Raw genomic sequence first — 13,033 nt, 5'->3', positions numbered from 1 at the left:
AGCTTGTATGCCAGTTACGCGGCCCCGCCCGGGAGCGGCGCATGAGCGAGCGTGCGCCGCGTCACATTTCGGTGCTGGGCCGTGAGGCGGTCGCGTATCTCGATCCGCGCGCCGGCGGCATCTATGTCGACGCGACCTTCGGTGCCGGCGGCTACAGCCGGGCGATCCTCGATGTCGCCGAGACCCGCGTGATCGGCATCGACCGCGACCGCACCGCGATCACCGGCGGCTTCGATCTGGTCGACGGCGCGGGCGGTCGGCTGACGCTGGTCGAGGATCGCTTCTCCAACCTCGCCGAGGTCTGCGCGTCGCAGGGGGTGGCTGCGGTCGACGGCGTCGTGATGGATGTCGGCGTCTCCTCGATGCAACTCGACCAGGCTGAACGCGGCTTCTCGTTCCGCCTCGGCGGTCCGCTCGACATGCGGATGGGCCAGAGCGGCCCGACCGCGGCCGACGTGGTCGCGTCGGCTTCCGAGAAACAGCTCGCCGACATCATCTATGTCTTCGGCGAGGAGCGCCATTCGCGCGGCGTTGCCCGCGCCATCGTCGCCGCGCGCAAGGACGCGCCGATCACGACGACCGATGCGCTTGCCGATATCGTCGCGAAAGTCGTGCGCGCCAAGCCGAACGAGGTTCATCCGGCGACGCGGACCTTTCAGGCGCTGCGCATCTTCGTCAATGAAGAGCTCGATGAGCTCTATCTGGCGCTCGCAGCCGCCGAGCGCGTGCTGAAGCCGGGCGGCCGGCTCGTCGTGGTTTCCTTCCATTCGCTGGAAGACCGCATCGTCAAGAATTTCCTCACGGAACGCGGCAAGGTCTCTGCCGGCTCGCGGCATTTGCCCGAGGTGGCGCAAGCGGCGCCGAGCTTTCAGATCCTGACCAAGCGTCCGGTGACGCCTGATGAGGCCGAGCTTACCGCCAATCCGCGCGCGCGATCGGCCAAGCTGCGTGCCGCCGAACGCACCGCCGCGCCGGTGCACGCCGACGACGACCTGCCGTCATGGCCGCGCCTGTCCGACCTGAAGCGGGGAGGGTGACGATGCGCCTTCTCCATCTCCTCGTCATCGGCATGCTGATCTTCGCGGCGTCCTATGTCTACCGCATCAAGATGGAATCGACCGCGCGCGTCGAACGCGTGCTGCAGCTCAATGCCGAGATCCGCGAGCAGCGCAACGCGATCGCCGGGCTGCGCGCCGAATGGGCCAAGCTCGACGCGCCGCTCCGGTTGCAGGGGCTCGCCGAGCGCCATCTGCCGCTGAAGCCGATCAACGCCAACCAGTACGATTCCCTGAAGAACCTGCCGGAGCGGCCGCCGAGCTTCACGCGGCCCGGTTCGCGCGATCCGATCGGCGCGATGATCGACACCATCGAGGCCGCCGCGGCGCCCGACAGCACGACCGGATCGATCGACAAGGCGGCGACCGACCAGCCTGCGCTCGAAGACCTCGGGCAGGGCGGGGGAGACCAGCCATGACGGGACCAGCCATGACCGATCCGGCACCCGCCAACACGCCGGCCGTGAAGCCCGCCGAGCCCTGGAACCAGCGGCTGATCCGCACGCTGCTGTATGGCAGCAATGTCGACCGCGCCGCCAAGGCGCGCGCGCGCGTTGGCCTCGCCATCCTCGCCTTCGCCGCGGTCTATTGTGTGCTCGCGGGGAGGCTGGTGCTGTTCGCCGTCGGCGCCGACAGCCATGGCGCGCGCCGCACCGCCTCGCAGGACGCCATCGCGACCGCGAGGCCCGACATCACCGACCGCAACGGCGAAATCCTCGCCACCGACGTCAAGGCGCCGAGCCTGTTCGCCGAGCCGCGCCGCCTCATCGACAAGGACGAGGCGATCGAGCTCTTGACCGGCGCCTTGCCCGATCTCGACACCAGCGAGGTGCGCGACCGCCTGTCGTCGCGCAAGGGCTTCGTCTGGCTGAAGCGCGAGATCACGCCGAAGCAGCAGAGCGACATCCATCGCCTCGGCCTTCCCGGCGTCGGCTTCCTGCGCGAGAACAAGCGCGTCTATCCGACCGGCAACGAGGTCGCCCACCTGATCGGCCTGGTCAACATCGACAACCAGGGCATCGCCGGCATGGAGAAGTGGCTCGACAGCAACGGTCTGGCCGATCTGCATCGCGCGGGCTTCGCCACCGACCGGCTGCAGAAACCGGTGGAGCTGTCGGTCGACCTGCGCGTCGAGCACGCGCTGCGCGACGAATTGCTCAAGGCGAAAGAGAAGTTCAAGGCCAAGGCCGCCTCCGGGCTCGTCTCCAACGTGCGCACCGGCGAGATCGTGGCGATGGTGTCGCTGCCGGATTTCGATCCGAACAATCCGAAGGAGGCGCACGATCCCGATCGCATCAACCGCCTGACCACCGGCGTCTACGAGATGGGCTCGACCTTCAAGGCGTTCACGCTGGCGATGGCGCTGGATAGCGGCCGGTTCGACCTCAATTCGATGTGGGATGCGCGCGGCCCGCTGCACTACGGCAAGTTCGCGATCCATGACGATCACAACATGGGCCGCATGATCAACATGAAGGAGGTGTTCTACTATTCCTCCAACATCGGCGCCGGGCGCATCGCGCTGGCGATGGGTGTCGACGCGCACAAGGCATTCCTGCGCAAGATGGGGCAGCTCGAGCGGCTGCGCACCGAACTGCCGGAGAGCGCCTCGCCGATCGTGCCGAAGAAGTGGGGCGAACTGAACACCGTCACCATCTCGTTCGGTCACGGCATCGCGGTGGCGCCGCTGCAGGCTGTGATGGGCATCGACGCACTGGTCAATGGCGGCTACCTGATTCCGCCGACCTTCCTGAAGCGCACCGAGCAGGAGGCGATGGCGCTCGCCAAGCGCGTCATCAAGCCGGAGACCTCGGACAAGATGCGCTATCTGATGCGGCTCAATGCCGAGATCGGCACCGCGAAGAAGGCCGACGTCAAGGGCTACTATATCGGCGGCAAGACCGGCACCGCGGAGAAGGTGATCAACGGCCGCTACGCCAAGAAGCGCGTGCTCAACGCCTTCACCGCGATCCTGCCCGCCGACAATCCGAAATACCAGCTTCTGATCATGCTCGACGAGCCGCAGCCCCTGAAGGAGACCTACGGGTTCATCACCTCGGGTTGGAATGCGGTGCCGACCGGCGGCAATGTGATCGCCCGAATTGCGCCGCTTTTGGGCGTTGAACCGCGATTCGACCTGCCGCCGTCCGACCGCCTTATTCTTGCGGCATCCAGAACAACCCAGTAAGGCGTATACTCACGCGGTGCCAGAACAGCGCCGGCCAGACTGGAAGATCATGAGACTTCGCGACCTCTTCGACGCCGATGCCACGATCGATCCAAGTGCCGACACCGTCGTCGTCGGAGGGCTTGCGGTCGACAGCCGGGCGGTGAAGCCGGGCGACCTGTTCTTCGCGCTGGCCGGCAGCAGGACCGACGGCGCGCGCTTCGTCGATGCGGCGATCGCCGCCGGCGCGGTCGCGATCGCCAGCGACCATCTGCCGCAAGGTCACGCTCGCGCCCCCTTCGTCATCACGCCGAATCCGCGCCGCGCGCTGGCGCTCGCCGCGGCCAAATTCTTTTCCCGCCAGCCGGCGACGATCGCGGCGGTGACCGGCACCAGCGGCAAAACCTCGGTCGCAGCGTTCACGCGCCAGATCTGGCAGCGGCTCGGTCATTCCTCCGCCAGCATCGGCACCATCGGCCTCGTCTCGGACAAGCGCACGGTCTACGGCTCGCTGACCACGCCGGATCCGATCGCGCTGCATCGCCAGCTCGACGAGATCGCGAGCGACGGCGTCACGCATCTGGCGTTCGAGGCGTCCTCGCACGGCCTCGACCAGTATCGTCTCGACGGCGTGCGCATCGCCGCCGGCGGCTTCACCAATCTGTCGCGCGACCATATGGATTATCATCCCGATGTCGCGCATTACCTCAACGCAAAACTCCGGCTGTTCCGCGATCTGGTCGCGCCGGGCGGCGCCGCGGTGATCTCGGCCGACCATGACTGTTCGGCCGAGGTGATCGATACGGCGCGCACGCGCGGCCTGCGCATCATCGCGGTCGGGCGCAACGCCGATGCAGGCGATGGCATCAAGCTCCTCGATGCCGCCATCGAAGGCTTTGCCCAAAGGCTCCTGATCGAGCACCGCGGGCGCAAGCACGCGATCCGGCTGCCGCTGGTCGGCGAATTCCAGATCGAGAATGCGCTGGTCGCGGCCGGGCTTGCGATCGGCACCGGCAGCGCCGCCGCCGACGTGTTCGGCTGCCTCGAACATCTCGAAGGCGCCAAGGGCCGGCTGGAATTCGTCGGCGAGCACAATGGCGCGCCGATCTTCGTCGACTACGCCCACAAGCCCGACGCGCTCGCCAAGGCGCTGCAGGCGCTGCGGCCCTATGCCAAGCGCAAGCTCGTAGTGATCTTCGGCGCCGGCGGCGACCGCGACGCCGGCAAGCGTCCGATCATGGGCGCGATCGCGGCCGAGAATGCCGATCAGGTCATCGTCACCGACGACAATCCGCGCAGCGAGAAGCCGGAGGCGATCCGCGCCGCGATCATGGCGACGGCGAAGGGCGCGCGCGAGATCGGCGACCGTGCCGCGGCGATCCGCGCCGGCATTGCCGGCCTCGCGCCGGGCGATGCGCTGGTCGTCGCCGGCAAGGGCCACGAGGTCGGGCAGATCGTCGGCAACACGACGCTGCCGTTCAGCGACCATGAAGCGGTCGCCAGTGCACTGGCTGCGGAGGGCGCATGAGCACGATGTTGTGGACCTCGGATGCGATGGCGACGGCGATGCGCGCCGCCACGCAAGGCACGCTGCCGGACGGTATCACCGGTCTCTCGATCGACAGCCGCACCATCGCGCCGGGCGAGGCGTATTTCGCGATCAAGGGCGACGTCCATGACGGCCATGCCTTTGTCGAGGCGGCGCTGAAGGCCGGCGCCGGGCTCGCGGTGGTCGAGACCGCGCAGCGCGCAAAGTTTCCCACTGATGCGCCGCTGCTGGTGGTCGACGACGTGCTCGCCGGCCTCGTCGAGCTCGCCCATGCCTCGCGCGCGCGGCTCAACGCGCAGATCATCGCGGTGACCGGCTCGGTCGGCAAGACTTCGACGAAAGAGGCGCTGCGCCGCGTGCTGTCGGCGCAGGGCGAGACCCATGCGTCGGTGGCGTCGTTTAACAATCATTGGGGCGTGCCGCTGTCGCTGGCGCGCTGCCCGGCCAGCACCCGCTTTGCGGTGTTCGAGATCGGCATGAACCATGCCGGCGAGATCACGCCGCTGGTGAAGATGGTGCGCCCGCACGTCGCAATCATCACCACGATCGAGCCGGTGCATCTGGAATTCTTCGCCGGCATCGAGGCGATCGCCGACGCCAAGGCGGAGATCTTCGCAGGGCTCGAGCCCAATGGCGCGGTCGTGCTCAACCGCGACAACGGACAATTCGCACGGCTGCAAAAGCAGGCCAAGCAGGCCGGCATCTCGCGCATCGTCTCGTTCGGCACCCACAAGCGCGCCGAGGCGCGGCTGCTCGACCTGTCGCTGCACGCGACCTGCTCGGCGGTGCATGCCGATATTCTGGATCATGACATCACCTACAAGATCGGCATGCCCGGCCGGCACATGGCGATGAACTCGCTCGCGGTGCTCGCCGGTGCTTCGCTGCTCGGCGCCGATATCGCGCGCGCGGCGCTGTCGCTGTCGCAGCTCGAGGCGCCGACCGGCCGCGGCTTCCGCCGCACCCTCGAGGTCGGCCATGGCGAGGCGATGCTGATCGACGAGAGCTACAACGCCAACCCGGCCTCGATGGGCGCCGCGCTCAACGTGCTCGGCCAGGCCCAGACCGGGCCGCAAGGCCGGCGCATCGCCGTGCTCGGCGACATGCTCGAACTCGGGCCGACCGGGCCCGAACTGCACCGCGGCCTCAACGAGGCCGTGACCGCCAACCGCATCGACCTCGTATATTGTTGTGGTCCGCTGATGCGGAATCTGTGGGATGCCCTTTCCACCGGCAAGCGGGGAGGCTATGCCGAGAGCTCGGCGGCGCTCGAAGCGCAGGCGGTCGCCGCGGTCCGTGCCGGTGACGTGATCATGGTGAAGGGCTCGCTGGGATCGAAGATGAAGCTCATTGTCAGCGCGCTGGAAAAACGCTTCCCCGACAAGGCCGCGCACGAAGAAGCGGTATAGGACTCCTTGAATGTTCTACTGGTTGATCGAATTGTCCAACACCGTTCCGGGGTTTGGGGCATTCCGCAGCGCCCTGAACGTGTTCCGCTACATCACCTTCCGCACCGGCGGCGCGATGGTGACCGGTGCGCTGTTCGTGTTTCTGTTCGGGCCTTGGATCATCGATCATCTGCGGCTGCGGCAGGGCAAGGGCCAGCCGATCCGCACCGATGGTCCGCAGTCGCATCTGATCTCCAAGAAAGGCACGCCCACCATGGGCGGGCTCATGATCCTGTCCGGGCTCGTGGTGTCGACGCTGCTCTGGGCCAATCCGCTCAATCCCTATGTCTGGATCGTGCTGGCGGTGACGCTCGGCTTCGGCTTCGTCGGCTTCTATGACGATTATTTGAAGGTCACCAAGCAGTCGCACAGCGGCTTCGCCGGCAAGCTCCGCCTGCTGATCGAGGCGGCGATCGGGCTCGCCGCCACCTACGCGCTGGTCCGGCTCGGGCGCGACGTGTCCTCGACCTCGCTCGTGATTCCCTTCTTCAAGGACCTCGTGATCAATTTCGGCTGGTTCTTCGTGATCTTCGGCGCCTTCGTGATGGTCGGCGCCGGCAATGCGGTCAATCTCACCGACGGTCTCGACGGTCTTGCGATCGTGCCCGTGATGATTGCCGCGGCAAGCTTCGGCATGATCTCGTACCTGACCGGCAACGCGGTGTTCTCGGATTACCTGCAGATCAATTACGTCGCCGGCACCGGCGAACTGGCGGTGCTGTGCGGCGCGGTGCTTGGCGCGGGCCTCGGCTTCCTCTGGTTCAACGCGCCGCCGGCCTCGATCTTCATGGGCGACACCGGCTCGCTGGCGCTCGGCGGCATGCTCGGCGCGACGGCCGTTGCGGTGAAGCACGAGATCGTGCTCGCCGTGATCGGCGGCCTGTTCGTGCTGGAGGCGGTCTCGGTCATCGTCCAGGTCACCTCGTTCAAGCTCACCGGCAAGCGCGTGTTCCGGATGGCGCCGCTGCACCATCATTTCGAGCAGAAGGGCTGGACCGAGCCGCAGATCGTGATCCGGTTCTGGATCATCTCGGTGATGCTGGCGCTCGCCGGCCTGTCGACGCTGAAGTTGCGCTGATGATGAGCAAGCCCTTCAACCCTCATTCCGGCGCGACGCGTCAGCGTCGAACCCGGAATCTCGAGGTTCCGGGTTCTCGCTGCGCGAGCCCCGGAACGACGGAAGTCACATCATGATCCCGGTCACCTCCTTCTCGGGCAAGACGGTCGCGGTGTTCGGGCTCGGCGGCTCCGGGCTCGCGAGCTGCCAGGCGCTGAAGGCCGGCGGCGCGGAGGTGATCGCGGCCGACGACAATGCCGACAACGTCGCCAAGGCGGCACAGGCCGGCTTCACCACCGCTGATCTGCGCACCGTGTCGTGGACGAATTTCGCCGCGCTGATCCTGACCCCCGGCGCGCCGCTGACCCATCCGGCACCGCACTGGAGCGTGCTGAAGGCGCGCGAGGCGGGTGTCGAGGTGATCGGCGACGTCGAATTGTTCTGCCGCGAGCGGCGCCGTCACGCGCCGAACGCACCGTTCGTCGCCATCACCGGCACCAACGGCAAATCGACCACCACCGCGCTGATCGCGCATCTGATGAAGGTCGGCGGCTACGATACCCAGATGGGCGGCAATATCGGCACCGCGATCCTGTCGCTGGAGCCGCCGCGCATGGGGCGTGTCCACGTGATCGAGATGTCGTCCTACCAGATCGACCTCGCCCCGTCGCTCGATCCGTCGGTCGGCATCCTGATCAACATCAGCGAGGATCACATCGATCGCCACGGCACGCTCGAGCATTACGCTGCGGTCAAGGAGCGGCTGGTCGCCGGCGTGCAGCAGGGCGGCACGTCGATCGTCGGCGTTGACGATGGCTGGTGCCGCAACATCGCCGATCGGCTCGATCGCGCCGGCAAGCGCGTAGTCCGCATCTCGGTGAGGAACCCGCTGCCCGACGGTCTCTATGTCGAGCACGAGACCATCCTGCGCGCATCTGGCGCGGCGCGCAGCGAGATCGCGCGGTTGGGGGGCATCGGCTCGCTGCGCGGCCTGCACAATGCGCAGAACGCCGCCTGCGCCTCGGCCTGCGCGCTCGCGATGGGAATCGCGACCGACGTGCTGCAGAACGGCCTGCGCAGCTTCCCGGGTCTCGCCCATCGCATGGAGCAGGTCGGCCGCCGCGGCAACGTGCTGTTCGTCAACGACTCCAAGGGCACCAACGCGGATGCGGCCGCGCATGCGCTGTCGTCGTTCGCCGACATCTACTGGATCGCCGGCGGCAAGCCGAAGGCCGGCGGCATCACCAGTCTGTCCGAATATTTCCCGCGCATCCGCAAGGCCTATCTGATCGGCGAGGCGGCGGCCGAATTCTCCGGCACGCTCGGCGACCGCGTCCCGCATGAGATGTCGGGCACGCTCGACGTCGCGATCGCCAGCGCCGCGCGCGATGCCGAGGCGTCGGGGCTCGCGGAAGCCGTCGTGCTGCTGTCGCCGGCCTGCGCCTCGTTCGACCAGTACCGCAATTTCGAAATCCGCGGCGCGGCTTTCCGCGACATCGTCCAGGCGCTGCCTGGCGTCAGGCCGGTGGTATGACGAGGCAGTGTAGGGCGGATTGGCGTCAACGTAATCCACCGTTTGGTGCCGCGAGTTGAGTGGTGGATTACGCTGCGCTAACCCACCCTACGCAGCTGCGTTGTTTGACGTCTTGAAGCGAGAACCATCCTCATCGTCGTCCTGGCTTTTCGCCAGGACGACGATTGTGTGTGAGGCGCCTGCATGCGCCGCGAGCTCCCAGACCCACCTCCCTCAAAAGTTACCCGTCCCGTTAACCCCTTGGAAACCATCCTGCGCCACGAATGGACGTTATCTCTGCCATCTGGGGACGCCCATGCTCGCCCGTGACCAACGCACCCCGTTCTCGGACTGGTGGTGGACCGTCGACAAGCTGCTGCTTGTCGCGATCGCGGCGTTGATGCTGGCCGGCGTCATCCTGTCGCTGGCGGCGAGTCCGCCGGTGGCGACCCGGATCGGGCTCGATCCGTTCCACTTCTTCAACCGCCACGTCATGTTCCTGGTGCCGTCGCTGATGGTGCTGATCGGCGTCTCGTTCATGACGCCGCGGCAGATCCGGCGCACCGCGCTGATCGTGTTCGCGGTCTCGATCGCGCTGATCGTGCTGACGCTGCTGATCGGACCCGAGCTCAAGGGCTCGCGGCGCTGGATCACGCTGCTCGGCGTCAACATCCAGGCCTCGGAAGCCGCAAAACCCTCCTTCGTCATCGTCGCGGCCTGGCTGTTCGCGGAATCGACCAAGCGGCCGGAGATGCCGGCGACCTCGATGGCGCTGGTGCTGTTGCTGACGCTGGTCACGCTTCTGGTGATGGAGCCCGACTTCGGACAGACCATGCTGATCCTCACCGTCTGGGGCGCGCTGTTCTTCATCGCGGGCATGCGGATGATCTGGGTGTTCGGGCTCGCCGGCGCGGCGGGCGCGGGCCTGTTCGGCGCCTATCTCCTGGTGCCGCACGTCGCCGGCCGCATCAAGCGCTTCATGAACCCCGCCTCCGGCGACACCTTCCAGGTCGACACCGCTATGGAGGCGTTCTGGAACGGCGGCTGGTTCGGCCTGGGGCCGGGCGAGGGCATCGCCAAGCGCAGCCTGCCGGACAGCCACACCGACTTCGTGTTCGCGGTCGCGGCGGAAGAGTTCGGCATCATCCTCTGCTTGATGCTGGTCGCGCTGTTCGGTTTCATCGTGATCCGCACGCTGACTCGCGCCTATGCCACCGAGGACATGTTCTCGCGCTTTGCGGCGTCGGGGCTGGCGATCCTGTTCGGCGTGCAGGCGACGATCAACATGGCGGTCAATCTGCAACTGATCCCCGCCAAGGGCATGACGCTGCCGTTCATCTCCTACGGCGGCTCCTCGTTCGTGTCGCTTGCCTATGGCGTCGGCATGATGCTGGCGCTGACGCGGCAGCGGCCGCGCACCGAAATCGAATCGATGGAAGGCGCCAGCGCTCAGCGCGCCTACGCGTAGGTGACTGTGACGGTCGTGTCGGTTATCTGGAGACCATGGACAACGCGCCCCTGATTCTGCTGGCGGCCGGTGGAACCGGCGGCCATCTGTTCCCGGCCGAAGCGCTCGCCGTGGAATTGATCAGGCGTGGCCTGCGGGTCCGGCTCGCCACCGACGGCCGCGCGCTGCGCTATTCCGGCCTGTTCGGCCGGGAGAGCATCGACCTCGTGCCGAGCGCGACCGTGCGCAGCCGCAAGCCGATCTCGCTGGCGCGGACCGCGCTGATGCTCGGCTACGGCACGCTGGTCGCCGCCAATCTGGTGCGCCGGCTGAAGCCCGCGGCCGTGGTCGGCTTCGGCGGCTACCCGACCTTGCCGCCGCTGATGGCGGCGCGGCTGCTCGGCGTGCCCGGCATCATCCATGACGCCAATGCGGTGCTCGGCCGCGCCAACCGTTTTCTCTCCGGCCGCGTCAACGCGATCGCGACCTCGCTGCCCGGCGTGCTCGATCGCGATCCCGCGCTCGCGGGCAAGGCGACCACCGTCGGCACGCCGATGCGTCCGGCGATCCTCGCCGCCGCTGCGGTGAAATACACGGCACCCGAGACGAACGGGCCGCTGCGCCTGCTTGTCGTCGGCGGCAGCCAGGGCGCGCGGGTGATGAGCGATATCGTGCCGCCGGCGATCGGGCAGCTCGCGCCCGCGCTGTGGAGCCGCCTGATCATCACCCAGCAGGTGCGCGAAGAGGACATGAATCGGGTGCGCGCGGTCTACGACCGGCTCGAGATCAACGCCGAGCTCGCGCCGTTCTTCGCCGACCTGCCGGCGCGCCTCGCCTCGAGCCAGCTCGTGATCTCGCGCTCCGGCGCGGGGACCGTCGCCGAGCTCGCCGCGATCGGCCGGCCCTCGATCCTGGTGCCGCTGCCGGGCGCGATCGATCAGGACCAGTTCGCCAATGCCGGCGTGCTGTCGCAGGCGAACGGCGCGCTGCGCATCGCGCAGAGCGACTTCACGCCCGAGCGGCTGGCCGCTGAAATTTCGGCCTTCGCCGCCGAGCCCGCGAAACTGACCGCGATGGCGGCGTCGGCGCGCGGCGTCGGCCGGCTCGATGCCGCCGAGCGGCTGGCCGATCTGGTTGCGAAAGTGGCTGGAATTTAGGCCGTTGCGAGGAATTTTAGGCCATGAGGCGTCATAGCCGGGCTTGTCCCGGCCATGTCAGTCTTTCATAAGTCGGTGAATCCCCGGATGAGGCCGGACACGATGAAGGTGCTATCGTCATGAGACTGCCGCGCGAGATCGGACCCATTCACTTCGTCGGGATCGGCGGCATCGGCATGAGCGGCATTGCCGAGGTGCTGATCAATCTCGGCTACACCGTGCAGGGTTCCGATGCTTCGGACAATTACAACCTCGACCGCTTGCGCAAGAAGGGCGCCAAGGTCTCGGTCGGCCACGCCGCCGAGAATGTCGACGGTGCCGATGTCGTCGTGGTCTCGACCGCGATCAAGCGCGACAATCCCGAGCTGATGGCGGCCCGCGCACGGCGCATTCCGGTGGTGCGGCGCGCCGAGATGCTGGCGGAACTGATGCGGCTGAAGAGCTGCGTCGCGATCGCCGGCACCCATGGCAAGACCACCACGACGACGATGGTGGCGACCCTGCTCGATGCCGGCGGGCTCGATCCGACCGTGATCAATGGCGGCATCATCAATGCCTACGGCTCCAACGCGCGGCTCGGGGCCGGCGACTGGATGGTGGTCGAAGCCGACGAGAGCGACGGCACCTTCCTGAAGCTGCCGTCCGATGTCGTCATCGTGACCAATATCGACCCCGAGCATCTCGATCACTTCAAGACCTTCGAGGCGATTCAGGACGCGTTCCGCAATTTCGTCGAGAACGTCCCGTTCTACGGCTTTGCCGTGATGTGCACCGATCACCCCGTGGTGCAGACTCTCGTCGGCAAGATCGAAGACCGCCGCATCATCACCTACGGCCAGAACCCGCAGGCCGATGCGCAGCTCAAGGATCTGACGCCGATGGGCGGCGGCTCGAAATTCTCGGTCGCGATCCGCGATCGCAAGTCCGGCGCGGTCCACGAGATCGCCGATATCATGCTGCCGATGCCGGGGCGCCACAACGCATCGAATGCGACGGCGGCGATCGCGGTCGCGCACCAGCTCGGCGTGTCCGACGACGTCATCCGCCAGGCCATGTCCGGCTTCGGCGGCGTCAAGCGGCGCTTCACCAAGACCGGCGAGACCAACGGCATCACCGTGATCGACGATTACGGTCATCATCCGGTCGAGATCGCAGCGGTGCTGAAGGCGGCGCGGGAATCTGTCACCGGCAAGATCGTCGCCGTGGTGCAGCCGCATCGCTACACCCGCCTGCAATCCTTGTTCGAGGAATTCTGCACCTGCTTCAACGATGCCGATGCGGTCGTGGTGGCCGAGGTCTATGCGGCCGGCGAAGCGCCGATCGCCGGCATCGACCGCGATCATTTCGCCGCCGGCCTGCGCGCCCACGGCCATCGCAACGTTGTCCCGCTGCCGAACGCGGGCGAGCTCGCGAAGATCGTGCACGGCCTTGCCAAGCCCGGTGACCTCGTCGTCTGCCTCGGCGCCGGCAACATCACGCAATGGGCCTACGCGCTGCCCGGCGAATTGAAGGCGCTGGGGTGATGATGTTCGTTGCCAATCACGAGCACCGCCCGTGCGGCTCACCCCTCTCCCTAACCCTCCCCCGCAAGGGGGGAGGGAACCCATTCGCCGGTGCCTCCCTGACTCAAGCGAGAAGTC

10 protein-coding genes are annotated in these 13,033 nt (G+C 67.1%); all 10 read left to right on the top strand.

All coding sequences use genetic code 11. The features are described 5' to 3' along the window. Nucleotides 1-41 precede the first annotated feature (41 nt). The 10 genes from rsmH to murC all read left to right on the top strand — a co-directional run bounded on the left by rsmH (nucleotide 42) and on the right by murC (nucleotide 12,916). Nucleotides 42-1,037, top strand: a complete 996-nt coding sequence (gene rsmH / locus E2I15_RS20305; protein ID WP_137480593.1) for a 16S rRNA (cytosine(1402)-N(4))-methyltransferase RsmH — start codon at nucleotides 42-44, stop codon at nucleotides 1,035-1,037. 2 nt (nucleotides 1,038-1,039) lie between these two features. Next, on the top strand, nucleotides 1,040-1,474 hold the full coding sequence (gene ftsL / locus E2I15_RS20300; protein WP_137480595.1) for a cell division protein FtsL: 435 nt from the start codon (nucleotides 1,040-1,042) through the stop codon (nucleotides 1,472-1,474). A gap of 11 nt (nucleotides 1,475-1,485) precedes the next feature. Continuing rightward, on the top strand, nucleotides 1,486-3,243 hold the full coding sequence (locus tag E2I15_RS20295) for a peptidoglycan D,D-transpeptidase FtsI family protein (protein WP_050385389.1): 1,758 nt from the start codon (nucleotides 1,486-1,488) through the stop codon (nucleotides 3,241-3,243). A 49-nt stretch (nucleotides 3,244-3,292) separates the two neighbouring features. Then, nucleotides 3,293-4,750: a UDP-N-acetylmuramoyl-L-alanyl-D-glutamate--2,6-diaminopimelate ligase gene (locus E2I15_RS20290; protein WP_137480597.1), complete on the top strand. Its 1,458-nt coding sequence runs from the start codon at nucleotides 3,293-3,295 to the stop codon at nucleotides 4,748-4,750. Then, on the top strand, nucleotides 4,747-6,180 hold the full coding sequence (locus E2I15_RS20285; protein ID WP_137480599.1) for a UDP-N-acetylmuramoylalanyl-D-glutamyl-2,6-diaminopimelate--D-alanyl-D-alanine ligase: 1,434 nt from the start codon (nucleotides 4,747-4,749) through the stop codon (nucleotides 6,178-6,180). Before E2I15_RS20290 ends, E2I15_RS20285 begins: the two co-directional genes overlap by 4 nt. A gap of 10 nt (nucleotides 6,181-6,190) precedes the next feature. After that, on the top strand, nucleotides 6,191-7,297 hold the full coding sequence (mraY, locus tag E2I15_RS20280; protein ID WP_016846578.1) for a phospho-N-acetylmuramoyl-pentapeptide-transferase: 1,107 nt from the start codon (nucleotides 6,191-6,193) through the stop codon (nucleotides 7,295-7,297). A gap of 112 nt (nucleotides 7,298-7,409) precedes the next feature. Further along, a complete protein-coding gene (murD, locus tag E2I15_RS20275; protein WP_137480601.1) occupies nucleotides 7,410-8,810 on the top strand; it encodes a UDP-N-acetylmuramoyl-L-alanine--D-glutamate ligase in 1,401 nt (466 codons plus the stop codon). A 295-nt stretch (nucleotides 8,811-9,105) separates the two neighbouring features. Then, a complete protein-coding gene (ftsW, locus tag E2I15_RS20270) occupies nucleotides 9,106-10,257 on the top strand; it encodes a putative lipid II flippase FtsW (RefSeq protein ID WP_137480603.1) in 1,152 nt (383 codons plus the stop codon). A gap of 35 nt (nucleotides 10,258-10,292) precedes the next feature. Beyond that, complete coding sequence (gene murG / locus E2I15_RS20265; protein ID WP_137480605.1) at nucleotides 10,293-11,393, top strand: undecaprenyldiphospho-muramoylpentapeptide beta-N-acetylglucosaminyltransferase; 1,101 nt, start codon at nucleotides 10,293-10,295, stop codon at nucleotides 11,391-11,393. 119 nt (nucleotides 11,394-11,512) lie between these two features. Continuing rightward, entirely contained in the window at nucleotides 11,513-12,916 is a 1,404-nt protein-coding gene (murC, locus tag E2I15_RS20260; RefSeq protein WP_137480607.1) for a UDP-N-acetylmuramate--L-alanine ligase, read from the top strand. The last annotated feature ends 117 nt before the right edge of the window (nucleotides 12,917-13,033 follow it).

The sequence above is a fragment of the Bradyrhizobium sp. BR2003 genome, assembly GCF_009720285.1.
GTDB lineage: Bacteria > Pseudomonadota > Alphaproteobacteria > Rhizobiales > Xanthobacteraceae > Bradyrhizobium > Bradyrhizobium elkanii.
This window is presented reverse-complemented; position numbering and strand designations above follow the sequence as displayed.

Excerpts from the sequence above, each read along its gene's own strand:
- rsmH (WP_137480593.1), top strand. The coding sequence starts at position 42 with ATGAGCGAGCGTGCGCCGCGTCACATTTCGGTGCTGGGCCGTGAGGCG.
- ftsL (WP_137480595.1), top strand. The coding sequence starts at position 1,040 with ATGCGCCTTCTCCATCTCCTCGTCATCGGCATGCTGATCTTCGCGGCG.
- E2I15_RS20290 (WP_137480597.1), top strand. The coding sequence starts at position 3,293 with ATGAGACTTCGCGACCTCTTCGACGCCGATGCCACGATCGATCCAAGT.
- murC (WP_137480607.1), top strand. The coding sequence starts at position 11,513 with ATGAGACTGCCGCGCGAGATCGGACCCATTCACTTCGTCGGGATCGGC.
- murD (WP_137480601.1), top strand. The coding sequence starts at position 7,410 with ATGATCCCGGTCACCTCCTTCTCGGGCAAGACGGTCGCGGTGTTCGGG.
- E2I15_RS20295 (WP_050385389.1), top strand. The coding sequence starts at position 1,486 with ATGACCGATCCGGCACCCGCCAACACGCCGGCCGTGAAGCCCGCCGAG.
- murG (WP_137480605.1), top strand. The coding sequence starts at position 10,293 with ATGGACAACGCGCCCCTGATTCTGCTGGCGGCCGGTGGAACCGGCGGC.
- ftsW (WP_137480603.1), top strand. The coding sequence starts at position 9,106 with ATGCTCGCCCGTGACCAACGCACCCCGTTCTCGGACTGGTGGTGGACC.
- mraY (WP_016846578.1), top strand. The coding sequence starts at position 6,191 with ATGTTCTACTGGTTGATCGAATTGTCCAACACCGTTCCGGGGTTTGGG.
- E2I15_RS20285 (WP_137480599.1), top strand. The coding sequence starts at position 4,747 with ATGAGCACGATGTTGTGGACCTCGGATGCGATGGCGACGGCGATGCGC.